General features: G+C 28.4%; 29 protein-coding genes and 1 pseudogene. 4 read left to right on the forward strand and 26 right to left on the reverse strand.

Annotation, left to right across the window (positions count from 1 at the left end; genetic code table 11):
• The 11 genes from CLPA_RS19725 to CLPA_RS19765 all read right to left on the reverse strand — a co-directional run bounded on the left by CLPA_RS19725 (position 1) and on the right by CLPA_RS19765 (position 3551).
• The gene (locus tag CLPA_RS19725) at positions 1-450 is read right to left on the reverse strand and encodes a hypothetical protein (RefSeq protein ID WP_003444929.1); all 450 of its coding nucleotides are present in this window, start codon (positions 448-450) and stop codon (positions 1-3) included.
• 35 nt (positions 451-485) lie between these two features.
• Entirely contained in the window at positions 486-746 is a 261-nt protein-coding gene (locus CLPA_RS19730; RefSeq protein WP_003444928.1) for a hypothetical protein, read from the reverse strand.
• 13 nt (positions 747-759) lie between these two features.
• Positions 760-1221: a hypothetical protein gene (locus CLPA_RS19735; RefSeq protein WP_003444927.1), complete on the reverse strand. Its 462-nt coding sequence runs from the start codon at positions 1219-1221 to the stop codon at positions 760-762.
• Between the two features lie 63 nt (positions 1222-1284).
• Positions 1285-1473 (reverse strand): hypothetical protein, encoded by a 189-nt coding sequence (locus CLPA_RS19740; protein ID WP_003444926.1) that lies wholly within the window; start codon positions 1471-1473, stop codon positions 1285-1287.
• A 68-nt stretch (positions 1474-1541) separates the two neighbouring features.
• Positions 1542-2153 (reverse strand): sigma-70 family RNA polymerase sigma factor, encoded by a 612-nt coding sequence (locus CLPA_RS19745; protein WP_003444925.1) that lies wholly within the window; start codon positions 2151-2153, stop codon positions 1542-1544.
• Positions 2140-2406, reverse strand: a complete 267-nt coding sequence (spoIIID, locus tag CLPA_RS19750) for a sporulation transcriptional regulator SpoIIID (protein ID WP_003444924.1) — start codon at positions 2404-2406, stop codon at positions 2140-2142. The genes CLPA_RS19745 and spoIIID overlap by 14 nt, the downstream gene beginning before the upstream one ends.
• A 2-nt stretch (positions 2407-2408) precedes the next feature.
• Positions 2409-2531 carry a hypothetical protein gene (locus CLPA_RS21965; protein WP_257786225.1) on the reverse strand — a complete coding sequence of 41 codons (123 nt, stop codon included), beginning with the start codon at positions 2529-2531 and terminating at the stop codon, positions 2409-2411.
• Between the two features lie 5 nt (positions 2532-2536).
• Positions 2537-2779 (reverse strand): hypothetical protein, encoded by a 243-nt coding sequence (locus tag CLPA_RS19755; RefSeq protein WP_003444922.1) that lies wholly within the window; start codon positions 2777-2779, stop codon positions 2537-2539.
• A gap of 33 nt (positions 2780-2812) precedes the next feature.
• Positions 2813-2953: a hypothetical protein gene (locus CLPA_RS21300; protein ID WP_003444920.1), complete on the reverse strand. Its 141-nt coding sequence runs from the start codon at positions 2951-2953 to the stop codon at positions 2813-2815.
• A gap of 165 nt (positions 2954-3118) precedes the next feature.
• Entirely contained in the window at positions 3119-3286 is a 168-nt protein-coding gene (locus tag CLPA_RS19760) for a hypothetical protein (protein WP_003444918.1), read from the reverse strand.
• A 16-nt stretch (positions 3287-3302) separates the two neighbouring features.
• A complete protein-coding gene (locus tag CLPA_RS19765) occupies positions 3303-3551 on the reverse strand; it encodes a helix-turn-helix domain-containing protein (RefSeq protein ID WP_003444916.1) in 249 nt (82 codons plus the stop codon).
• A 186-nt stretch (positions 3552-3737) separates the two neighbouring features.
• Here CLPA_RS19765 and CLPA_RS19770 point away from each other — a divergent pair, with 186 nt between their 5' ends.
• The 3 genes from CLPA_RS19770 (at position 3738) to CLPA_RS19780 (ending at position 5814) form a co-directional block, all read left to right on the forward strand.
• On the forward strand, positions 3738-4178 hold the full coding sequence (locus tag CLPA_RS19770) for a helix-turn-helix domain-containing protein (RefSeq protein ID WP_003444915.1): 441 nt from the start codon (positions 3738-3740) through the stop codon (positions 4176-4178).
• A gap of 33 nt (positions 4179-4211) precedes the next feature.
• Positions 4212-4673: a hypothetical protein gene (locus CLPA_RS19775; protein ID WP_003444914.1), complete on the forward strand. Its 462-nt coding sequence runs from the start codon at positions 4212-4214 to the stop codon at positions 4671-4673.
• 91 nt (positions 4674-4764) lie between these two features.
• Positions 4765-5814: a tyrosine-type recombinase/integrase gene (locus CLPA_RS19780; RefSeq protein WP_003444913.1), complete on the forward strand. Its 1050-nt coding sequence runs from the start codon at positions 4765-4767 to the stop codon at positions 5812-5814.
• A 71-nt stretch (positions 5815-5885) separates the two neighbouring features.
• Here the strand turns inward: CLPA_RS19780 and CLPA_RS19785 are convergent, their stop codons facing one another.
• The 10 genes from CLPA_RS19785 to CLPA_RS19830 all read right to left on the reverse strand — a co-directional run bounded on the left by CLPA_RS19785 (position 5886) and on the right by CLPA_RS19830 (position 18252).
• Positions 5886-7217 (reverse strand): replicative DNA helicase, encoded by a 1332-nt coding sequence (locus tag CLPA_RS19785; protein ID WP_003444912.1) that lies wholly within the window; start codon positions 7215-7217, stop codon positions 5886-5888.
• 23 nt (positions 7218-7240) lie between these two features.
• The gene (gene lonC, locus CLPA_RS19790) at positions 7241-9088 is read right to left on the reverse strand and encodes a Lon family ATP-dependent protease (protein WP_371877736.1); all 1848 of its coding nucleotides are present in this window, start codon (positions 9086-9088) and stop codon (positions 7241-7243) included.
• Positions 9089-9152: 64 nt separating this feature from the next.
• The gene (gene rplI / locus CLPA_RS19795; RefSeq protein ID WP_003444910.1) at positions 9153-9596 is read right to left on the reverse strand and encodes a 50S ribosomal protein L9; all 444 of its coding nucleotides are present in this window, start codon (positions 9594-9596) and stop codon (positions 9153-9155) included.
• Positions 9597-9598: 2 nt separating this feature from the next.
• Positions 9599-11635, reverse strand: coding sequence for a DHH family phosphoesterase (locus CLPA_RS19800; RefSeq protein WP_003444909.1), 2037 nt, complete (start codon positions 11633-11635; stop codon positions 9599-9601).
• 5 nt (positions 11636-11640) lie between these two features.
• Positions 11641-12627: a DUF2232 domain-containing protein gene (locus tag CLPA_RS19805; RefSeq protein ID WP_003444908.1), complete on the reverse strand. Its 987-nt coding sequence runs from the start codon at positions 12625-12627 to the stop codon at positions 11641-11643.
• Between the two features lie 51 nt (positions 12628-12678).
• Positions 12679-12996: a MazG-like family protein gene (locus tag CLPA_RS19810; protein ID WP_003444906.1), complete on the reverse strand. Its 318-nt coding sequence runs from the start codon at positions 12994-12996 to the stop codon at positions 12679-12681.
• Positions 12997-13289: 293 nt separating this feature from the next.
• Positions 13290-14117, reverse strand: coding sequence for a hypothetical protein (locus CLPA_RS19815; protein ID WP_003444905.1), 828 nt, complete (start codon positions 14115-14117; stop codon positions 13290-13292).
• Positions 14118-14191: 74 nt separating this feature from the next.
• The gene (gene pdxR / locus CLPA_RS19820; RefSeq protein WP_003444904.1) at positions 14192-15634 is read right to left on the reverse strand and encodes a MocR-like pyridoxine biosynthesis transcription factor PdxR; all 1443 of its coding nucleotides are present in this window, start codon (positions 15632-15634) and stop codon (positions 14192-14194) included.
• Between the two features lie 117 nt (positions 15635-15751).
• Positions 15752-17005, reverse strand: coding sequence for an Nramp family divalent metal transporter (locus CLPA_RS19825; protein WP_003444900.1), 1254 nt, complete (start codon positions 17003-17005; stop codon positions 15752-15754).
• 17 nt (positions 17006-17022) lie between these two features.
• On the reverse strand, positions 17023-18252 hold the full coding sequence (locus CLPA_RS19830; protein ID WP_003444898.1) for a magnesium transporter MgtE N-terminal domain-containing protein: 1230 nt from the start codon (positions 18250-18252) through the stop codon (positions 17023-17025).
• Positions 18253-18671: 419 nt separating this feature from the next.
• On the opposite strand from CLPA_RS19830, the pseudogene CLPA_RS19835 reads away from it, so the two are divergent.
• Positions 18672-20301 (forward strand): annotated as a pseudogene (locus tag CLPA_RS19835) (IS1182 family transposase).
• Between the two features lie 186 nt (positions 20302-20487).
• On the opposite strand, the gene rpsR reads toward CLPA_RS19835, so the two are convergent.
• From rpsR to CLPA_RS19860, 5 genes are all read right to left on the reverse strand, one after another.
• On the reverse strand, positions 20488-20763 hold the full coding sequence (gene rpsR, locus CLPA_RS19840; RefSeq protein WP_003444893.1) for a 30S ribosomal protein S18: 276 nt from the start codon (positions 20761-20763) through the stop codon (positions 20488-20490).
• 26 nt (positions 20764-20789) lie between these two features.
• Positions 20790-21224 (reverse strand): single-stranded DNA-binding protein, encoded by a 435-nt coding sequence (locus CLPA_RS19845; protein WP_003444891.1) that lies wholly within the window; start codon positions 21222-21224, stop codon positions 20790-20792.
• Between the two features lie 20 nt (positions 21225-21244).
• Positions 21245-21532 (reverse strand): 30S ribosomal protein S6, encoded by a 288-nt coding sequence (gene rpsF, locus CLPA_RS19850; RefSeq protein WP_003444889.1) that lies wholly within the window; start codon positions 21530-21532, stop codon positions 21245-21247.
• A gap of 369 nt (positions 21533-21901) precedes the next feature.
• Entirely contained in the window at positions 21902-22102 is a 201-nt protein-coding gene (locus tag CLPA_RS19855; RefSeq protein ID WP_003444888.1) for a DUF951 domain-containing protein, read from the reverse strand.
• Positions 22095-22988: a mechanosensitive ion channel family protein gene (locus CLPA_RS19860; protein WP_003444887.1), complete on the reverse strand. Its 894-nt coding sequence runs from the start codon at positions 22986-22988 to the stop codon at positions 22095-22097. Before CLPA_RS19860 ends, CLPA_RS19855 begins: the two co-directional genes overlap by 8 nt.
• Between the last annotated feature and the right edge of the window lie 127 nt (positions 22989-23115).

The raw sequence follows: 23115 nt of genomic DNA on the forward strand, positions 1-23115 counted from the left end.
TTATAATAATCCCTCCGCTTCTTTATAAACTGCTGCATAATCTTCTTCTTTTATATCAGGTACTTTACTAGCACCATACTTCTTAGTTAATTCTTTAGCTTTACTAGCTTTACCAGACTTAACTAATTTTCCAAATATACCCCTAACCATTTCCTTTGTAATCTTAGGCTCTTTAGAATCTTCTTTTGTATTTTCTGTAGGCGCTTTATCTTCTTTTGCATCTACCTTTGGGGTAACATCTTTTTTATCATCTTCCTTTTCAGGTGAATGTAATTGAACTGGATTAGTTAATTCCACATCATCATTAGCTACTTTGTTTTCTACCTTTTTACTAGCTCCAACTTGCTGTGATCCTGCACCTTTAGTTATTTGTGATACTGTTTTAGTACCAAAAGTACTTATAAAGCTTAATAATTCCTCGTTTGAATTGAACTCTGCTACAATTTTCATATTTTCTATTCCTCCTAAATTTTTAATTTTCTGTTTTATCCTAAGAAATCATCCTCTACAATTTCTATAGACTGTAAATCTTTTAATACTTCATGTAAAAGATCACTTTCCTTTACATCTACGGACCAGCTCTTGGTTAATCCATTATTTCTACCACTTTTACCACTGAAATAAATTGATATTGTTAAGTTAGTTGTTAGTGGTAGAAACTCAAAAGATACATCTTGTTCCTGGGTAGTTGTAATTTTAATACCCTTAAACATAATTTCTTGAACTATTTTTAAATTTTCCCCCATTGGACACAACTCTTTAATACGTAAAATCCTTTTTTATTCTTATTGGTAATACTACTCCTATAAACTCATCATCTTTAAATATTCCTATGGGTGTAGTATTACTGGTAAATCTCAACTCTGTCCCAAGCTTTTTAAAATAGCTGTAATAGTTATAGTTAATACCAATATCCCCTATTTTAGTGTTTAAAACTATTATTGAATCTTTAGCTAATAGCTGATATTTCACACCATCATCAGAGCATTTATATTGGTCTGAGTCTTTCAAATGTTCAAAAGTATTTTCCTTTATTTCCTTGATTTCTGATAGCTTATTAATTCTATTTTTAAAACCTTTGGTTGCAAATACTTCTTTTAGAAAGAGGTATTCAGTTCCTATAAAATTAACGCCATTAATCTTTGTTCTTAGACCCCTATAGTGTGCCTTAACAACTTGTGCTACAGTAACCTTTTTTAATGGTATTTCAGTAGTGTTCATTTAATCAAAACCTCCTAAAAATAATTTTTCCTCATAAGCTTCAACATCTACTTTCTGAACAATTCACTTAGATGCATTTTTAACATGTTGCTTATTATTTGAGTACCTTGAAAAATAACCTATGGAATAGGACTTGTTAGTTGGTACTACTAATACATCACCTTCTTTTAAATCTTCTATATCAGTGAAATATGAGTATTCCATGTATTCCTGGTAGCCTTGAAATTTAATTAATGCTACTTTATCTTTCAATTTTGACCCCCCTATTAAAATTTGACTTTTGACCTACTTTATATTAAGATAGGTCTGACGATTTTTATTTATTGGCTACTTTTGTAGCTCTTTTTTTGTTCATAATTATTCTTCATTTTCTTAAGACTTCTTTGTATAAGTCTGCTGATGTAAGATTGAGATATTCCAAGTCTTTTACTAATCTGTCCTTGATTTAACCCTTTAAAAAACATACAAGTTATTACATCTTTTTCTCTTTCATTTAAAGAATTAAGAAGTATTCTTATCTTTCCTGGTAAATTCTCTCTATCAATCTTATCCAGTATCATTTCTTCATAATTTATTTCATCAGTTATAACCTCACTTAGTGTTAAATCATTACCGTCAAAATCAACATGTATAACTGTTTCCATACTTTTATTACTGTTATACTTTCTTTGTCTACGGTTAAACATTAGAATCTCATTATTAACAACTCTGCCAAGGTACGTCATAAAGATAAACCCTTTGTTGATATCATAGCTTTTATAGGTTTTAATAAGCCCTACACTAGCAACCTGGAATAACTCTTCATGTTCATAGGTGTTATCCCATTTCTGCACTAATCTGTGAAGAAACCTCTCATACTGCTTGAAAACTTCTTCTAATGTCATAGGTTTACTAATTTTAGTAGTAAGTTTAATCATCTTAGTGCATGGCATTGTATTTCTCCTTTGTTCTTAACCCCCCCCTTATATGCCTTTCTGCTTTATTTATAGCCAAAATCTCATGTACCTCAGCGGCAATTTTAGGGTTTATTACGGGTAATCTTTTTACAAGATCATTGTGTACTGTACTTTTACTTATAAAAAATTTCTTTGCAGCTTCTCTAATAGTAGATTTTGACTTAAGCATATACTCTGCTACTTCTAAAGCTCTGCTTCTAATGTGATCTGCATAATTTTCATTAATCATATTTAATCCTCCTCATCTAAACTAGGTTCAACATATCTTCCATCTGTAACAACCAAAGCTAAACCATCATCATTAAATACCATTGCAGCGCCTAAAGTTATTACTTCACCAACCTCATATTTCATTAATCTCACCTCCTTTCAAGTGAATCTAGTAGCCTATTGGATTCTATAATCTGTTTTTTATGAGTAAATATTAATTGATTAATGCCCTTACAATAATTTTTGTGCTCAATTAATTCCTTTAAGTTGTAATTAAGCTCTTTAGCAAAAGCTCTTATTTCTTGTCTAACTACTTTGAAAGATACTTTTCTAAAACTTGCCTTAAGATCATCTTTAGCAATTTGATTAATAACCTTTTGGTATTTGTTCAAGTTATCACCTCATTACATTTTTACTAACGGTTTCTACAATTTTTTGCACAAGCCCAATGCTCCTGGAGCTGTTCTCGGAAGTCTTTGATACTTGTCTTTAAAATTACATTTATCTTTTAATTCACACTTCCAGCACTCACATTTTTTATCTTCATTTTTATAAACATCTATCATTTATTTCTCACCTTCCTTTTACTTTTTTGCCATTGGCGGCACTCTAAGAAATGAATTTAATATTTTTTGTAATAATATTCCATATAGAACATAGAATATATTGAGAAGTGTTTATGCCTGTCTTAAAAGAAGTTTTTATAAAAGGCTTTTCAGCCTTAAATAAAATTAGCAATAATATTTTTCTTTGAAATACTTGATAGGCACCCTCCCAGCGATAGTAATATAGCCTTTTTCTTTAAGTTCTTTGTTTAGCTGTTGGATAATTTTATAAGCTTTAGTTGAAGATACATCTAAAATCTTTTGAACATCATCAACTCTGTAAAAGCTTGACATTCAATGTCCTCCTTTCCTAATTCCTCATTTTGATTTTTTTCGCATTATATGCGACAAAGTGATTAAAAAAAATTGCATTTGCTTCCTCTATGGATAAATTCAATTCATTAATTATCTGAATAGCTTCTTTAATGGAAATATTTTCTCCGTCATTTCTAAACTTTCTGTATAAGGTTGATTTGTTTACTCCAATAGCTTTTGCTAAATCTTCAACATTTCTTCCCTTTTCTACTATTTTGCCTTTTAATTTATTAATATTAGGCATATACTTCACACCTCTTTTCTTTGTCGCATTTAATGCGATTTATTGATTTAATAATACATCTGCTTTTCTTAATAGTCAATACTTTTTTTGCATTTTAAGCGATTTTTTTATTTTTTATTATATTTATAGTTGCATATTTGCGAAAATAATATATAATATACTTATAACAGAAAAAGGAGAAAAAACATGAATATAGGCGATAGAATAAAACAAAGAAGAAAAGAGCTGGATTTATCCGTTGATGATATTGCAAGTAAGCTAGGGAAAAATAGGGCTACTATATATAGATATGAAAGCAACGATATAGAAAACTTACCAATAACCATACTTGAGCCTTTGGCCATAATTTTAGAAACAACCCCTGCACATTTATTAGGATTAGATAATAATAAAATTAATACAATCAAAACCAAATTTTCACCTGAAGAAAATACAATAATAAGTAAATATAGAATTTTAGATACCAAAGGTAAACATACAGTTAACACCATTTTAGATATGGAATATAACAGATGTAAAGAAGACCAATCTACCCCTCTTGCAGCACATGACAGAGAAGATATAAAAGTCTCTGAACAAGACAAGCAACATGATATAGATATCATGAAAAATGATAATGAGTGGTAAAATATATATGTTCGTTTGAAGGGAAGATGTTACTTGAAATATGAAAACTTACTTAAAAAATGTGATAATTTAAATTTAAATGTTAAAGAGAAAGATCTTAGAGCTAGAGATGGAATGTGCTATGGAAATAGAATAGCTATAAGAAGAGGATTAAAGTCGGATAAACATAAATATTGTGTTCTACTTGAAGAACTTGGACATTATTATACTACCTATGGGGATATAACAGATCAAAAAGATATAAGAAATAGAAAACAAGAAAAACGTGCTAGGAATTGGGGATATAAAAATTCAGCAGGAATAGTTCAGTTAATAAGTGCATTTGAAAAAGGCATACAGGGAAGATATGAATTAGCTGAATATCTAGAAGTAACAGAAGATTATTTAGAAAATGCTATCCTATACTATAAGGAAAAATATGGTCTGTATTATGAGATAGATAATTACATAGTTTATTTTGAGCCAAGCTTATATATTATGAAAGCATTTAAATAATAACAAAAGGAGGTGGTACATATGTAGTATGTATATTTTTTTACTTTTTATCAGAACATATGTTTGTATTGAGCTTTAAGGAGATGATTTTATGCCAACCTACAAAGATGAGAAAAGAGGTACCTGGTACTGTTCTTTCTATTACACTGATTGGACAGGAGCTAAAAAAAGAAAGAAGAAAGAAGGATTCAAAAAAGAAAGTGAAGCAAAAGCTTTTGAAAGAAAGTTTTTAGAAAAGCAACAAAATAATTGTGATATGAGCTTTGAAACTCTTGCTGATTTATATCTAGAAGATGTTACAACTAGAGTAAGACCAACTACTATGAAAACTAAAAAATTTATAATAGATACTATCATAAGTCCCTATTTTAATAAAATAAAAGTAAATGAGGTAACCCCTAATAGTGTAAGGAAGTGGCAAAATGAGATGATAAAAAAAGGGTATTCACAAACATATTTAAAAACAATAAACAATCAGATACGTGCGATTTTTAATTTTGCTATCAAATATTATAATTTAGATAGTAGTCCTGCTCTAAAGGCTGGACCAATGGGGAAAAAAGATGCTGAAAGCATGAAATTTTGGACAGTAGAAGAATTCAAAAAGTTTATTCAATTTGATGATAAATCAGCTTCTGAATTGGCTTTTAAAATTTTATTTTGGACAGGAATGAGAAGCGGTGAACTTATGGCTCTTACATTTAAAGATGTGGATTTAAATAATAAAACTATAAATATCAATAAGACATGTACAAGGCTTAATAGAAAAGATATTATAAGCGAGCCCAAAACCCCTAGGAGTAAACGCAAGATATCAATATCTGAATCTCTATGTAAAGATATAAAAGAATATAAGGATAACATATATGGTATTAAGGAAGAAGATAGGATTTTCAATTTTACAAAATCTTTTTTAACATATGAAATGAGAAGAATAAGTAAAAAAAGTGAAGTAAAAAGAATTCGATTGCATGACTTAAGACACTCTCATGCCTCTTTACTTATCGAACTCGGTTTTACCCCACTGTTAATTGCTGAAAGACTTGGGCATGAAAAAGTAGAAACAACACTGAACACTTATTCACACCTGTACCCTAATAAAGGTAAAGATATTGCTAATAAACTTGATGATCTATATTAGTACGTTTTTGGTACGCTTTATAATTTAAAATCTCGTAAAGCATTGATATGTGTATAGTTCTAAAATTTTTCTTATTCCTCTCTGTGGATAATATCAAGTCTTCCAAATTTACTAAATTGACCAAGCCAAGCAAGTTTCACTGTCCCAGTAGGACCATTTCTCTGTTTTGCAATAATACATTCTGCTACATTTTTATCCTCGGTTTCCTTATTATAATATTCATCTCTATATAAAAACATAACAAGATCTGCATCCTGCTCTATTGATCCAGATTCTCTAAGATCTGACAACATAGGCCTGTGATCTGTTCTCTGTTCAGGTGCACGAGAAAGCTGTGAAAGTGCTATAACAGGACACTGCATTTCTTTTGCTAATGCCTTAATAGATCTTGATATTTCTGATACTTCCTGCTGTCTGCTTTCACCACTTCCTGACATAAGCTGAAGATAATCTATTATTATCATATCTATACCATGTTCTATTTTTATTCTTCTGCATTTAGAACGCATTTCCATAACAGATATACCTGCAGTATCATCTATATAAACTTTTGCTTCCGCTAAAGGTCCAGATGCCCTAGCTATATTATCCCAATCACTATCTTCAAGATTTCCGGTTCTAAGTTTCAACATATCCACATTGGCCTCAGAACACAAAAGTTTATAGGCTAATTGTTCCTTTGACATTTCAAGAGAAAATACCACTATACTTTTTGAAGCTCTAAGCGCTGCATATTCAGCTAAATTAAGAGCAAAGGTTGTTTTTCCCATAGATGGTCTCGCTGCAATAAGAATCATATCACCCTTTTGAAAACCTGATGTCTTTGCATCCAATTCAGGAAAACCAGAAGGCACACCTGTTACTTCTCCTTTATTATTATAAAGTCTTTCAATTTCTAAAAATCCTCTTTCTAGAACTGTACTTAATGACTCAAAATCACTGCTCACTGTATTTTGTGCTATATCAAATATTCTCTTTTCAGCAGAATCTAAAACCTTTGGAACATCGTCTTGTTGATTATAACTTTCCTCAATAATTTCTGTTGAGGATTTAATGAGCCTTCTTAAAATTGATTTTTCCTTAACGATATTGGTATACGAAGTTAAATTTGCTGTAGAAGGCACTGAATTACAAATTTCTGTGATATAAGTAATACCACCTGCCCCCTCTAGCTTTTCTGTAGACCTTAAATGTTCAATAAGAGTTATCATATCTACAGGTATATCTCTTTGATAAAGATCTATTATAGAATTAAAAATTAATTTATGATTTTCTCTATAAAAGTCATCTCCTCTTAAAATTTCAGCTGCTTCAGCTATAGCGTTTTTATCCAGTATCATTGATCCTAGTACAGATTGTTCTGCTTCTATATTCTGTGGTAAACTTCTAAGAGGTGCTGCCATTTATCTCATCTCTCCTAAATTTTTCAAAATACTATATCCATAAGTTCTTCTATAGTTTCTACCGGTCTTACTTCAATGTCATTTAATCCTTTTGGTACTTCTTTAAAATTACAACTTGGTACTATAACAAGTTTTACGCCTTTTCTTCTTGCACCATATATCTTTTCGAATATTCCACCTACAGGCTTAATCTTGCCTCTTAATGATATTTCTCCAGTTATTGCTATATCCTGTCTTATAGGTCTCTCTAAAAGAGCGCTTATTATACAAACAGTAATAGCAGCACCTGCTGATGGACCGTCTATTTTTCCACCACCAATAAAATTTACATGTATATCATAATCCTTTATATCTTTATTAGTGATTTTTCTTATAACAGAAGCTGCATTAAATACAGAATCTTTCGCCATACTTCCTGCAGTATCATTAAACCTAACTACACCATTTCCTTTTTTCTTAGCTGAAAATACTGATGCTTCTATTTCAATTGTAGACCCTACATATCCACTTACTCCTAAGCCATAAACATGACCTAATTCAGAATTATTATTTTTATCGATAGTCTCATAAGGAATAAGTCTACTTATAGATATTACTTCTTCCAAATCCTTTTTAGTTATATTTATTTTATCTTTTGAATCCAAATTTCTATTATTATATAAAACATAACCATATACATCTGATAAGATATTAATTGCTCTTCTTCCCTCTATAGTATAAGTACTTATAAGTTCAGGTACTCCTTCTTCTAAATCTACATTCAGTTTTTTACTAGCATTAATTACTATATTCTGTATATCTTTTGAAGACAAAGGCTCAAAATAAACTTCTGTACATCTTGATCTAAGTGCAGGATTAATTTCAGAAGGCTGTCTTGTAGTAGCTCCAATTAAAACAAAATCTGCAGGAGCTCCTTTTTCAAAAAGATATTTTATATATTTAGGTACATTTTCATCGTCTGGATCATAATAAGATGATGAAAATTCTACTCTCTTATCTTCTAATACCTTTAACAATTTATTTTGAAGAATATTATCTAGTTCTCCAATCTCATCTATAAATAATACCCCTCCATGGGCATCTGTAACCAGTCCGGTCTTAGGTTCTGGAACACCTATTTCAGCTAATTCTCTTTTACTTCCTTGATATATTGGATCGTGAACTGATCCTAAAAGAGGATTGGTAATTTCTCTTGGATCCCATCTTAAGGTAGTACCATCAACTTCTATAAATTTTGAATCTTCCCCAAAAGGTGTATATTTTAACTTTTTTGCCTCATTAAGAGCAATTCTGGCTGCAGTTGTCTTACCAACTCCAGGTGGCCCGTATAGAATAATATGCTGAGGATAATTAGAAGCAATTTTTGATAATATAGCTTTTATTGCTCTCTCCTGTCCTATGATTTCTGAAAATGTTTCTGGCCTTAATATTGATTGTATATTTTTATTAATCTTTTTTGAATCTAATTTTTTTAAATACTCAAATCTTTCTAAAGTCTTAGCATTTTCAGGTCCCTTCTTTTTTTTAATTATACCCATCTTTACTTCTTCTATATACTTTTCTTGTTTATCCATTAAAACTTGTTCAACTTCAGCTTGTAATCTATTCTCTATATACCTTTTTGCTACATATTCAGAAATATGTTTATTGGTAGTTTCTAAAACTTCTTTAGCATTTTTCTCTGATGGAATAGTATCTACTCCATCATCATCACAAACTATTTTATTCAATGCATATAATTTTTCATATAACTTATCACTTTTCATAAACTTTTCAAGTTTATATTTAACTACTCTAGAATTAATTGTACTTTCATCAAATACGCTTTTTAATGTCTTTAACATTATATTTACTTCTGTATCTAATTGCATATCATCTATTTTATTTTCATCTTTACTATTGGAATCAAACTGCAACTTCAATATTTTATCCTCCCTACTGTTCAACTATAAGCACTTTTATTTTAGTAGATACTTCAGGATAAATCTTTAATTCAATTTCATAGTTTCCCAATTGTCTTATGGAATCTGTAACTATTTTCTTTTTATCAATATTTACTTTAAATTTATTTTTTATTTCTAAGGATATATCTTTGCTTGTTATTGCTCCGAAAAGCCTTCCACCTTCACCAGCTTTAGCAACTATTTTTAGTTCCTTACCTTTTAATTCTTCCGCCAATTCTTGTGCGGCTTCTGTCTCCTCTAATTTCTTTTTTCTAAGAGCCTCATTTTTTTGATTTAGTATGTGTAAATTAGTGTCATTAGCTTCTTCTGCTAATTTCTTAGGAAATAAAAAATTTCTTGCGTATCCATCAGATGCATTAATAACCTCACCTTTTTTACCTGTTCCCTTTATATCTTTTAATAATATAACTTTCATTATTATTCATCCTTCCTTAAATAGTCTTTAATAGATTTTTCTAATTTTTCAACAGAATATTCAATAGACTTTTTGTAATTATTTTCTAAAATATTATTTTCTGATGAAAGTTTTATATTTGAACCTGCCATAGTCATATGGCCACCTCCACCAAGAGACTCCATTATAAGCTGAACATTTATATTTCCAAAAGATCTCCCGCTTATAAATACCATATCCTTAATTTTAACTAATACAAATGAAGCTTCAATACTTTTAATATTTAAAAGTTCATCTGCTGCCTTAGCTGCTAATATATTATCTTCCACTTCCTCAGGACATACTGCTATAGCTATATTACCTTCTATAATTTTTGCTGATTTTATAATTTCAGATTTTTTAATATAGTTTTCAAGATCAGTTGAAAATAGTTTTTTAACATCGATGGTATCTGCCCCATTTTTTCTAAGATATGCAGCAGCCTCAAAAGTTCTAACTCCTGTTTTAAAATAAAAATTCTTAGTATCCACACAAATTCCAGCTAAAAGTACTTCAGCTTCTATGGGCTTCATTTTATAATCTTTACTCATATATTGTACCATTTCTGTTATAAGTTCAGAAGTGGAAGATGCATAGGGTTCAATATAACTAAGTGTAGCATCCTCAACTACATTGGCAGATTTTCTATGATGATCTATGATTACAACTTTTTTAAATTTTTTTAATATGCTTGTATTTTCTACATAATTTGAGTTATTTACATCAACTAATATTAATAGACTATCGTCGTCTATTAAATCCTCACAATCTATACTACTTTTTAGATTATTAGCATAATCTTTATCTTTTTTTAGTTTTTTATAAATATATTCTATACTATCATTTAAAGAATCAATTAGTATATAACTTTCTTTTCTAAAAATTCTAATGGCACTATATATACCTATGGCTCCACCAAAACAATCAATATCAGGATTGCTATGCCCCATTATAACTACATTACTGCTATCTTTTACAAGACCCACTAAAGATTGACCTATAATTCTCGCTCTCACTTTTGTCCTCTTCTCTACTTCTTTAGTTTTGCCACCATAAAATAGCATTTTATCACCGCTCTTTATAATAGCCTGATCTCCACCTCTACTCAGGGCAAGTTCTCTCACCGAAGCAGCAAAATTATAATTCTCGCTAGGTGTTTCTCCACCTCTTCCTATACCAATACTAAGAGTCACAGCTAAAGTATTGCCAGTATTTATTTCTCTTATAATATCTAAAATTTCAAAATTCTTTTTCATCTCTTTTTCTATATTTTTATTTTGAACAACTAAAACATATTTTCCAAGAGAATATTTTTTTAACATAGCATTAATACTCTGTGCATAGCTATTTATATTTCTTTCTATCTCTGCTATTAAAAGAGGTCTTTTGTCTTCTGGAGTACTTTTAACAACTTCATCTAAATTATCTACTTCTATAAGCACTACAGATTCTTTTATATTTTCAATTTCTTTAAGTAATTTATGCTTCACGCTAACATCATAAAAATATAACAAAATTATATTATCTTTTTCATCATCGCTATCAGTTTTTCCTATTGTACTTACAGAACTTGCATACATATCATAATATTTATTATGGATTTTAAGATCATTATAATTATTTTTTTTACCAGTTAAAATATCTTCTATATGAATATTTTTAATTATATCATCAATCTTTTTACCCAGCACATCTCTATTATCAACAATCATAGATAAATTCTGATTATACCAAAGAATATTTCCCTTATTGTTTATTATCATTAAAGGAAATGGTAATTTAACCAAAGTATTCTTTGTAGCCGAATCTAATTTAGATGAAAAATCTTCAATAAACTCTTTCCATTCATTTTTTTTAATTTTAATATTTTTTATATTATAAAAAGTAAGTATAAAAAAACCTAATAACGCTATAAATCCTACAGTATAGTGATTATATAGAAATATTATTATAATAAACACAGCTATTATTGCAATATACATAAAATTGCTAGTATAAAAATAATTATATTTATCTTTCATAACCTTCACCTAGATTTCCTAATTCTATTAGGATCAAGCTTTCTAGAATCTATTATAAGTTCTACTAGACCTATAATTATAAATACATAACTTATTACTAAAAATAATAATATTATAGTCATTACTATAAATATATTTGAAAATTTAAGCTTATATTTGAGAAAATAACTAATGGCAGCAATACCATTTATACTTAATATTACCACTAGTAATGAATAAGTTGAATAAAACAAATATTCTCCTACAATCATATTTCTACTTCTAAAAATTAAACCTAGGCATAACAGAATTATCATAAAAGCACCAATTAAATTTGGTATAAAAAAATAATTTATTCCTTTTAATTCCTGAATCTTAATTTTTATTTTTGAAAATATAATATATGTTATTTTATAATTAAAAAATGCAGATAATAATGACATTATAATTAAATAAAAGGGGGTCATCCATAATACTTGATTTACATTAATTGATTCTATACCAGCTAAAGCTCTTTCTACTTGCTCTTTATCCATGCCCATATTTATATACATATTTTTAGTAACATTTATGGAATCATTAATTTGATTTACCATATTATGAACCCAACCTACAAACCCACTTTTATATACTAATATGGTAATTAAAAAAACATATATTATATTAGTTATAATAAATGCCATTGTCAAAATTAATATTGATTGATAGGGTTTTTTATTAGTACCTATACAATATATAAAGGTTAATCCAACGATAAATATAACTGCTCCTAAACCCAATACAGTTATTGGATTTATAAGAATTAAACTGACTAAAAATCCGCATATACCGCCTAATAATGCATATTTTAATCCATTTCGTACATATATTAAAACCAATAATGTTGGTAAAAATAAATACGTAATTATTCTAATAATTGGTACATATACTGTTATAAACATGGTGACTATTAAAATTGCTGCCATTATAGCCGATTCTACTAATGCTCTTGTATTATAATTTTTATTTTGCATCTTGCCCTCCTAAACCTATATTATATGTCACCATTATTTTTAGTTATAGATTTAATTTCTATCCTTCAAGTGATTATATAATTTGCTTAAATCCTTTCCATCCTTTTCTATACCATCTTCTTCAATTATACCAAGTTTTAATTTTTTCTTCATTTCTTCATCAATTTCCAGATGTGAATACCCAAGTCTGCTACCAAGTACATACAATAATATTATTGCCCCGGAAATACATTCTAATATAGCATCTTGTGCTGCATTACTTCCTTTAGTAAAGAGTTTATATAAATCCCCTATTATACATATCAAATTAGCTTTTAATTCTTCAATTATCTTTACATCTGACATTATCTTAAAATCTTCTCTTTTCATGCGAGTAATCATCCCCTTCAAACCCTTTAATACTATTTTAGTGATTTTTTTATATTTATGCAACTTAAAGATATTCTATTTATAACTTAATATTAGTCAAATATAGTTTGTACTTTCATTAGTTCTGCTAATTCTAAATAACTTAAAAATATTTATATTCAAAGAAAGTATATTTTAAAATGTAAATCAAAATTATTATACCATTTAATCCCAAATAAACCAATAAAAATAAAGCAGCCGATAAAGTTACCAGCTGCTATTAAAAAAATTATATATTTATAATTAAAAATAAATTATTTTATATCTTCTTTTTTCTGTATATCTATTTTAAATATCTTCCATTGATTATTGACCTTTTTAAGATGTATTGTTCCAGTAGTTTTATTATTTTTAAAATCAGAATTATCTCTCTTTAAAATAGTTTGTATAAAACCTACCGCAGTATCCTTGTCTGATCCATCTTTATACTTATCAGCTTCTTCAAGATTGTAGTGCAAATCATATTTATCAAACATATCTAATTGTTCATCTTTAAATTTATTATAAGCTTCATTATCACTTTGATCTATTGTGCCCATATACTTATTTATATCTTTTTCATTTAAAGCTTGTATATTAGTATATATGGTTTCATAGATATCATCCTTAAACTCAACTTTTAAAATATCCTGATTGTTTATTTTCCAATCATTACCTACTCTTTTAAAATTATCTACATATAATGCTTTGCTATCTAGAAATCCAGGTCCTTTAATTTTACTAGTTGTTACTACATACTGTACTTGAGCCTCACTATTGGAACTGTTTAAAATTTGTGGATCAGATATCTCCTGCTTAACCTTAAAATTATAAAAATAATCTTTTTTATCTTCTTTCTCTATATTATACGTATCTGTATCCTTTACAAAATTACTTAAATAATCATTTATATTTCCATCATTTACTGCTTTAGTTTTATTTTTTATAACTTTTATTATAGCATCATTATTTGTATCGTTAACAGAACTTTCCTGATTTATAGACTGATTAGTACTTTTTCTAGTATTATTGCTTTCTGTTCCACATCCAGTTAAAGAAATAGTAATAATAGCCGCAATAATTATTATTAATTTTTTTTTCATTTTATCTCCCACCTATATTTTTATTTCATTTTAACTAATTATATTTAAATTCTATACAATACTTCAATAGTAATTTATGTCATACTCTTTATTACATCTCCTATAGTCTTAAATCCATCTTCTATCTCACTTTTAGAATTTCTAGCAATTCCCAATCTAAATGTATCTCTTCCTTTATCATCTATATAAAAAATATCCCCTGGAGTAAATATAACATTTTTAGTATAGCATCTTTTTAAAACTTCTCTTGAATTAATACCTTTTAATTTTACAAATAAATGAATTCCACCTTCCCCATATATATATTTATAGGGTATATATTTTTTAATACATTCTATAGCAAATTTATATTTTTCCTTATATTCTCTTTTAACTTTTTTTAGGTATTTCTCAAAACTGCCTTGCTTTAAATATTCATAAAAAACTGCCTGATCTAAAAATGATGTATGTATATTTCTGCTTCTCTTAACACTTTCCATAATTGAAATAAGTTTTTTATCAGCTAATATCCACCCAATTCTAAGCCCTGGAAATAAAATTTTAGAAAAGCTTCCCGCATATATTACTCCATTACCTTTATCTGAAATTGCAGCTATTGGAGCAATATGAGATCCACCATACCTTAGTTCCTCATTAAATCCATCTTCAATTACAGGAATATTATTTTTTTTTAATATATCGTAAACTTGTACTCTCTTTTGTGATGGCATTACAATTCCAGTTGGATTATGATAAGACGGTATAATATAAGCTAATCTTATTCTATCATTATTCTTAATTTTATTTAAAAGATCATCTATATCCATTCCATCTGTTTTCATAGATATTCCTATTATATTTAACCCATGAAGCTTCATTAGTTTTATAGCTGTATTATGTGTTGGATTTTCAGTTAATATATTATCCCCTTCATTAGTCAAAGATGATAATATCAAATCAAAGGCTTCTGTAAAACCATTGGTAATTAATATATCTTTATGTTCTATATCTACTCCTTTATTAATCATATAAATTAACAATTCATCAATAAGTGGTTTGTATCCTTTTGCATATCCATAATTAAGAATTCTATTTCCTTCTAACGAAATTCTATTTAAAAATGCTCTTTTAAAATCTTCAATGTTAAATAAATTCTCATCTGGAGATATGCTTTTAAAAGATATCATACCCTTTTTATATTGCAATTCATTCTTCATAATATCTAATTTTTCTGAGTTTATAGCATATTTATTAACCTTTTTGCTCCAATCTATATACCAATTTTCTTGCTTGCTTATATGAATATCATTTATAAAAGTTCCTTTGCCTTTTACAATATTTATATATCCATCATCTTGTAATAACTCATAAGCTGCAATTACTGTATTTCTGCTTACCTTGAGCATTTTAGATAATTCTCTAGTTGAAGGCAGTCTTTCTCCATATTGCAGCATTCCTTTTGATATCATTTCTTCTATATAATTTTTTATTTGAATATATATAGGAGAGTCTCCATTTAGTTTTATATCTAAAAACATGGGCATTGCCCCCTTGATTTTTTAAAACATTTAAATGTACTCATAACTATTATGACTTATAAATGAAAAAAAATAAATAGCCTTAATTGTAGTATAAGACTATTTATTTTGAACATTCTATAAAATTTTATTAAATAAAGGTTCAAATGTAAGTATAAAGGTGAGAATTATTAAAATAATAATTGTTCCCCAACCAATAACATTGCCTATTCCCTTATTAACATACTTACCCATAATTTCCTTATTATTAACCATGAGCATCATACAGATTAAAACTACAGGCAATAACATTCCATTAATGACTTGAGTTACTAAAGTTATTTTTATAAGAGGTGCTCTTGGTATTAATATTATTGCTACACTTATTAATATTATAGCAGTAAATAATATATAAAATTGTGGTGCCTCATTCATAGTTTTATCTATACCCGCTTCAAATCCAAAGGCTTCACATATATAAAAAGCAGTAGCAAGTGGAAGTATAGTTGCTGAAAATATAGATGCTACCAATAATCCAGCTGCAAATATTTCCGAAGCAAAATTTCCTGCTAAAGGTTTTAATGCTATAGCGGCATCCTTTGCTTCATTAATTGAAATTCCCTTTACATGTAAAGTTGCTGCGCAGGCTACAATTATAAAAAATGCAACCACAACTGTAATTACGCAGCCTATAATCACATCCCATAACTCATATTTATAATCTTCAATTTTTAATCCCTTTTCTATTACAGAAGATTGCATATAAAACTGCATCCATGGGGCTATGGTTGTTCCAACTATTCCTATTACCATACTTAAACTCTGTTCATTCATATCCAAAGATGGCTTTACAATAGAATTTCCTATTTCATTCCAATTAGGTCTTGCTAATATTGCTGAAGCTATATATGACAATAAAAACACACTAAATATTAAAAATATTTTTTCTGAAGATTTATATGTTCCCTTAACTACCATAATCCATACTAATATAGCGCTAAATGGTACAGAAATGTATTTTGATATTCCAAAAACCTGCAGACTGCCAGCTACCCCAGCAAATTCTGTGGCAGTATTTCCTATATCCGCTATTATAAGACCTAAAAAAATAAAAAAGGTGATTTTCACACCAAAATTTTCTCTTATTAGGTCTGCCAATCCCTTTTTTGTAACTATTCCCATTCTTGCATTCATTTCTTGCACTACAAGTAGAACAATAAAAGCAGGTATCAATGTCCAGATCAATTTATATCCATAAGTAGCTCCAGCAATAGAATATGCTGTTATTCCACCTGCATCATTGTCTACACTACCAGTAATAATTCCAGGACCTAATATAGTTAAAAATAGGATAACCTTTATCATAAGAGTATTTTTTTTATTAGACTCCATTTTACTTTCCTCCTATTCTATCCTATTCTTCTCTTTGTCTTTAAAAGCTCATATATAACATCATTTATAATTACATTTCCTAAAAGATTTTTATTCTCATTTACAATAGGAACAGCCAAAAGATTATATTTAGAAATAGTTTTTATCAATTCTCTTATATCGTCTTTATCATAAATATATGCAAAATCTTTATTCATTAAACTATGCAATTTTATATTTGAATTGGATATTATAATATCTCTTAAAGACAATGTACCTATAAGTTCATTTTTATTATCTACTACATAAATACAATACATTTCATCTTCTTCTGGTTTTAATTTTCTAAGTATATTAATGGCCTGTTCTATAGTCAAATCTGATTTTAAAGAAACATATTCTGTAGACATTAAGCTGCCTACTTCGTTATCTTCATATTCCATAAGTTCTCTTACTTCATTAGATGAGTCTTTTTCCATATTACTTAAAAGTTCCTCTGCCCTATGTTCACTTAATCCATCTAAAATGTCTGCCACTTCATCTGCTGGCATTTCTTCTAATATATCTGCAATTTTATCCGTGGATAAATTATTTACAAGGTTAATTTGTGCATCTTCTTCCATCTGTTCTAATACATCTGCTGCCTTTGAATTATCTAGACTGGAAAAAATCATAATTCCAGTATTACCATGAAAATCTTCAATAATATCAGCTAAATCAGATGGATGTAAAATTGATAATTTGTTATAGGTCTTAGATAGCATAATATTTTCATTTGAACTAAAGATTGTTTCTACATCTTTCCACAATATAAGTTTACTTGATATCTTTAATCCCATTTTAGTAATTGGTTTTGCGATTCCTATTCTTCTAAGTATACCTTCAGTTCCTATATCCACTGCAACTATAAAAATTCCATTTCCTAGATTTGCTAGTCTTATATCATTTACTCTTACAACTTTTCTTCCATTTACATCTATAATTTGTTTATCTAGTATATGCTGTGATAAAAACATAATATCTTTAAGAACAATTTTTTTAATTTCATGACATATTATAGCATATTGTCCCTTTTCCTTATTTATAGATATATTATTTGAACTTATATATATAATTCCATTAGAAGTTTTTACTTTTATGACCTCAACTCTAGGAGATTTAATAGTATTCTTTATACCTAAATCTTTAACCTTTCCAACTAACATTCTATCTTCAGTAAAAACTTTTCTTCCAAGTACTCTACTTAAATAAAAACTATTCATTTCCATAATGCATCCTCCTTATAAAGGAAAAATGCACTAAAAATAAAATGTCAATGTATGTACATTTTCCCTCTAATTATTTAGTTTTAATACCTCATAAATTGGGGCCAAAATGTCCATTAATACAATCACACTCCATTTTTAACACAAATAAATATTATATAATTAATTTATTTACAATATTATTATATTCCTATATATAATAAATGCAACCATATAAAGTAAATTGTATCCAACAGTATTAATTATTTACCGCATACTTTTATATGCTGAATTTATTTTGAAATTACATGAATATATAATTCTGACTTAAAAACATAAAAAATTAAGGAGCTGTCGCACTAAAAAATTAGTGGGACAGTTTTTTGCGTAAAAAAATAAATCTCCCACTCGGAAGAGTGAAAGATTTATAGTAAAATTAACATATGGCAAAATATATTAATTTACATAAAAATTATACTTTAAATCGCGGAAGTTATCAATTAAAACTTCCACTAGATATGGATTACATGATTCCAGATAATGATTCGGTGCGTTTGCTAAGTCAGTTTGTAGAGGAGATGGATTTAACAGATTTATATTTGACTTATTCTCGATTAAGGGAAAATCAGGCTACGCCTCGTCAGATGCTGAAGATTGTACTTTATTCTTACATGAATCATAGATATTCTTCTAGGGAAATGGAAACCTCCTGCAAAAGAGATGTAAATTTCATGTACCTTTTAGAGGGTTCACCAGTACCAGATCATTCTACCTTTGCAAGATTCCGTAGTATCCACCTTTCTCAATGCGCAGAAACAATTATGGCAGAAATGACAAACTTTCTTTATGAAATTGGAGAAATATTAGGGGACGCTATATTTATTGACGGTACAAAGATAGAGGCATGTGCCAATAAGTATACTTTCGTTTGGAAAAAAGCAGTTTCAAAAAATTTGGAGAGACTACTTTATAAATTAGCTGATTTTGTAGCTGAATGCGAAGAACTATACGGACTAAAGCTCGTATATGAAAACAGAGTAAAAATAAAGCATGTAAAGAAGCTACGCAAGAAACTTTATGCCTTGAAACAAGAAGAAAATATTGAATTTGTACATGGATGTGGTAAAAGGAAAACTCCAATTCAACGTTCTATTGAAAAACTCGAGGAATATCTTAATAAGCTAAAAGAATACACACAGAAAATCCATATCTGCGGTAAGCGTAATAGCTATTCGAAGACAGATAAAGATGCAACTTTTATGAGGATGAAAGAAGACGCCATGAAAAACGGTCAGTTAAAACCTGCTTACAATGTGCAGCATGGAGTTGATTCTGAATATATAGTGTGGCTTACTGTAGGCGATCAGCCTGCGGACACCACAACGTTGATTCCATTTCTAAAAAGCATGGAGAACTTCTTGTATTTTAGATATTTAAAAATAACTACAGACTCAGGCTATGAGAGTGAAGAAAATTATGTTTATACTAAAGAAAATGGACAGTTATCATATATTAAGCCAGCAAATTATGAAATAGCTAAAACAAGAAAATATAAGGATGATATAAGCCGAATAGAAAACATGGACTATGATGAATTTGGTGATTATTATACTTGCAAAAATAATAAGAAGCTAACAGTAAATAGAATAATAAAAAGAAAAAGTAAGACTGGTTATGTAAGTGAAAAAAACAATCTACACATGTGAGGATTGCAGTAATTGTAATCAAAAAAATAAATGTATAAAAGGACATAACTGTAAAACGCCATTAGAGGATAGAGTTAAAAATCTTGAAACTTCAAAGCTCTTCAACATGCTTCGCAAAGAGAATCTTGAAAGAATTGTAAGTGAAGAAGGTTGCGAGTTAAGAATGAATCGAAGTATTCAAGCCGAAGGCTCTTTTGCAGAGATAAAACAGGATATGGGATTTCGTAGATATCTAAGTAGAGGTAAAAAGAATGTTTTGGCGGAAAGTATTCTGTTAGCTATGGCACATAATATAAATAAGCTACATAATAAAATCCAGTCAGATAGAACTGGAACACATCTTTTTCCACTTAAAAAGAGTGCTTAATTTTAAAATCTTAAAAACTCTGCAAATCAAAAAAGGCCTTAATATCAAAGGTTTATTAAAGTGCGCCATTTTTTAATTATCGAGCTTATTGGGGATTAAAATATCATTAAATTTTCTATGACACACACAAAAAACGCTGCCGCGTTAGCATACTTTTTTATGCTAATGCGACAGCTCCTTAATTTTTTATTCAGTTGTAAATGGTAACAAAGCTATATTTCTTGATCTCTTAATTGACTCTGTTAACATTCTCTGATGTTTAGCACAGTTTCCAGAAATTCTTCTAGGAAGAATTTTTCCTCTTTCTGTGATATACTTTCTTAATTTATTGATATCTTTATAATCTATATGATCAGCTTTATCCATGCAGAAAGAACAAACTTTTCTCTTCATTCTTCTGCCTCTTGGACCGCCCTTTCTTGAGTCTCTTCCGTCTCTGCTATTTCCATTTTCTCTACTCATTTTGTTCTCCTCCTTACCTTATAAATTTAAAATGGGATATCTCCATCATCAATTGGAGTTATATCTGCTCCAATATCAGGTTCATTTACATCTCCCATAGAATTAGATCCAAAATCATCCTTTGGTGCTGAGGTTCTATTTCCTCCCCATTCAAGGAATTGTATCTCATCAGCCACTACCTCGGTAACATATCTTCTACTGCCATCCTTAGCTTCATAAGATCTAGTTTGAATTCTTCCACTAACGCCTATAAGCTTACCTTTACTCATATAATTAGCCGTAGACTCAGCTTGTTTCCCCCAAACTACTATTGGAATGAAATCTGCTTCTCTTACCCCATCTCTGTTAGGCATTCTTCTATCAACTGCTATAGTAAAGGTGGCAACAGCATTACCACTTCCCGGAGTAAATTTTAACTCTGGGTCTTTAGTAAGTCTGCCTATTAAAACAACTCTATTCATTTTTACACCACCACATAAAATTATTTTTCATCTTTTACTATTAGATGTCTTATAACACCATCAGTAATTCTGAAAACACGACCTAATTCTTTTGGTAATTCGGAATCAGAAGTAAAGTTTATTAATGTATAATAACCTTCATTAAACTTATTTATTTCATAAGCAAGTTTTCTCTTACCCCAAAAATCAACATTATCTACTGTTCCACCACCATTTTCGATGACACCTTTAAATTTTTCAACATTAGCTTTAACAGTGTCTTCTTCTAATGATGGACTAAATATAAATAAAGTTTCATATTTTCTCATTAGATTCACCTCCTCCCCCCGGCCTAACGGCTATGCATTTTGCATAGCAGGGATTACATCAATATATGATATCATATTTTATTTTAAATTGCAAGTGTTTTTTATCTATTTTAATTCATAATATACAGTATAAACTAAATATACATATATTTTTATATAAACATTAAGCTTAATCTTAAATGAAATCCCTATTCTTTCGTTTAATATTTTTTATATTAGTTTAAAATTATAAATTGCAATTACTTCTTATATTATATTTGATATAAAATATATCGAATACACATAAACATTTTAATAAAAATTTTTTTCAATATTGAACATCTAAAGAGCTGTCTTACATAATATGTTATGGAAGACAGCTCCTTAAGATTATTCATTAACACTATTACTTTCAATAATTCCTTTCATATCCTTTTCAAATTTACTTCTAGTAAGCATAACTATTCTTCCACAACCTGTACATTTAATTTTTACATCTGCACCAATTCTTATAACTTTCCATGCATTTATACCGCAAGGATGCTGCTTTTTCATCTTTACAATATCTCCTAATTCAAAATTTTTATTCATTTTTTTCCTCCCTAATAATAATCTCTTTAACATTGCTAGTTATAACTATATTTGATTCGTCTAATTCATCTTTTATAAACTTTCTAAGCTTATTCCCATTTTGTGCTTGAGTAGAAGTTTTTACTTTACCAGATACCCTTATATTCATTCCATTTGGTAAAAATCCAATTATTCCAAACACTTTAGGTTTTTCCACTATATCCTTAGATGTTTCACTAAATTTATCACAAGCTTTATTTAAAACATCAATTACTTTATCTGTTTTCTGACTATAATCTATGCATATATCTATGTTAATCGTTATAGCACCTCTTGAATGATTAGTAACTTTAGTAATAAGTCCATTAGGTATTATATGCAGGTCCCCATTGAAATCTCTTATTTTAGTAACTCTAAGTTCTATACTTTCTACTGTACCACTTTTACTATCTATATCTATGTAATCTCCTACAGAAAACTGATTCTCAAAAATAATAAAAAATCCATTTATGACATCTTTGATTATACTTTGTGCACCAAGCCCTATAGCAACACCACCTATACTAGCAAAGGTTATACTTATATTTCCAAACAAATCAGTAAGATTTAATATTCCTATAATTCCTATAAAATAAACACCATATCTTAATAAACTCTTTAGTAATTCTCCTGCAGTTTTAGATCTTTTACTATCTACAAAAAATTTAGAATCTATATGTTTTTTTACTAATTTATCAATTATGGAATTACCTATTTTTACAGCAGCATACATAACTAATATAATAATAAATATTTTCAATGCAATAATCATGATTTTATATAAATTTATATTTATATTGCCAATTTTTATACCACCACTATCAAGATCTATCTTAAATATAGCAAAAGGGTTTAAATTTTCAAACATATTTCAGCCATCCTTATATTTTTTATTATAATATACCATAAAATTTTTTAATTCAAAAGTATTTAAATTTTATGTCTTTATATGAAGTTTACATTAGAAAATTTATTTGATATTCAATGAAGCAATA

The organism is Clostridium pasteurianum DSM 525 = ATCC 6013 (assembly GCF_000807255.1).
GTDB classification, from domain to species: Bacteria; Bacillota; Clostridia; order Clostridiales; family Clostridiaceae; genus Clostridium_I; species Clostridium_I pasteurianum.

Coding starts and splice junctions, on each gene's coding strand:
- CLPA_RS19725 (WP_003444929.1), bottom strand. CDS start 450: ATGAAAATTGTAGCAGAGTTCAATTCAAACGAGGAATTATTAAGCTTT.
- CLPA_RS19730 (WP_003444928.1), bottom strand. CDS start 746: ATGGGGGAAAATTTAAAAATAGTTCAAGAAATTATGTTTAAGGGTATT.
- CLPA_RS19735 (WP_003444927.1), bottom strand. CDS start 1,221: ATGAACACTACTGAAATACCATTAAAAAAGGTTACTGTAGCACAAGTT.
- CLPA_RS19745 (WP_003444925.1), bottom strand. CDS start 2,153: ATGCCATGCACTAAGATGATTAAACTTACTACTAAAATTAGTAAACCT.
- spoIIID (WP_003444924.1), bottom strand. CDS start 2,406: ATGATTAATGAAAATTATGCAGATCACATTAGAAGCAGAGCTTTAGAA.
- CLPA_RS21965 (WP_257786225.1), bottom strand. CDS start 2,531: ATGAAATATGAGGTTGGTGAAGTAATAACTTTAGGCGCTGCAATGGTA.
- CLPA_RS21300 (WP_003444920.1), bottom strand. CDS start 2,953: ATGATAGATGTTTATAAAAATGAAGATAAAAAATGTGAGTGCTGGAAG.
- CLPA_RS19760 (WP_003444918.1), bottom strand. CDS start 3,286: ATGTCAAGCTTTTACAGAGTTGATGATGTTCAAAAGATTTTAGATGTA.
- CLPA_RS19765 (WP_003444916.1), bottom strand. CDS start 3,551: ATGCCTAATATTAATAAATTAAAAGGCAAAATAGTAGAAAAGGGAAGA.
- CLPA_RS19770 (WP_003444915.1), top strand. CDS start 3,738: ATGAATATAGGCGATAGAATAAAACAAAGAAGAAAAGAGCTGGATTTA.
- CLPA_RS19780 (WP_003444913.1), top strand. CDS start 4,765: ATGCCAACCTACAAAGATGAGAAAAGAGGTACCTGGTACTGTTCTTTC.
- CLPA_RS19785 (WP_003444912.1), bottom strand. CDS start 7,217: ATGGCAGCACCTCTTAGAAGTTTACCACAGAATATAGAAGCAGAACAA.
- lonC (WP_371877736.1), bottom strand. CDS start 9,088: ATGCAATTAGATACAGAAGTAAATATAATGTTAAAGACATTAAAAAGC.
- rplI (WP_003444910.1), bottom strand. CDS start 9,596: ATGAAAGTTATATTATTAAAAGATATAAAGGGAACAGGTAAAAAAGGT.
- CLPA_RS19800 (WP_003444909.1), bottom strand. CDS start 11,635: ATGAAAGATAAATATAATTATTTTTATACTAGCAATTTTATGTATATT.
- CLPA_RS19805 (WP_003444908.1), bottom strand. CDS start 12,627: ATGCAAAATAAAAATTATAATACAAGAGCATTAGTAGAATCGGCTATA.
- CLPA_RS19810 (WP_003444906.1), bottom strand. CDS start 12,996: ATGAAAAGAGAAGATTTTAAGATAATGTCAGATGTAAAGATAATTGAA.
- CLPA_RS19815 (WP_003444905.1), bottom strand. CDS start 14,117: ATGAAAAAAAAATTAATAATAATTATTGCGGCTATTATTACTATTTCT.
- pdxR (WP_003444904.1), bottom strand. CDS start 15,634: ATGTTTTTAGATATAAAACTAAATGGAGACTCTCCTATATATATTCAA.
- CLPA_RS19825 (WP_003444900.1), bottom strand. CDS start 17,005: ATGGAGTCTAATAAAAAAAATACTCTTATGATAAAGGTTATCCTATTT.
- CLPA_RS19830 (WP_003444898.1), bottom strand. CDS start 18,252: ATGGAAATGAATAGTTTTTATTTAAGTAGAGTACTTGGAAGAAAAGTT.
- rpsR (WP_003444893.1), bottom strand. CDS start 20,763: ATGAGTAGAGAAAATGGAAATAGCAGAGACGGAAGAGACTCAAGAAAG.
- CLPA_RS19845 (WP_003444891.1), bottom strand. CDS start 21,224: ATGAATAGAGTTGTTTTAATAGGCAGACTTACTAAAGACCCAGAGTTA.
- rpsF (WP_003444889.1), bottom strand. CDS start 21,532: ATGAGAAAATATGAAACTTTATTTATATTTAGTCCATCATTAGAAGAA.
- CLPA_RS19855 (WP_003444888.1), bottom strand. CDS start 22,102: ATGAATAAAAATTTTGAATTAGGAGATATTGTAAAGATGAAAAAGCAG.
- CLPA_RS19860 (WP_003444887.1), bottom strand. CDS start 22,988: ATGTTTGAAAATTTAAACCCTTTTGCTATATTTAAGATAGATCTTGAT.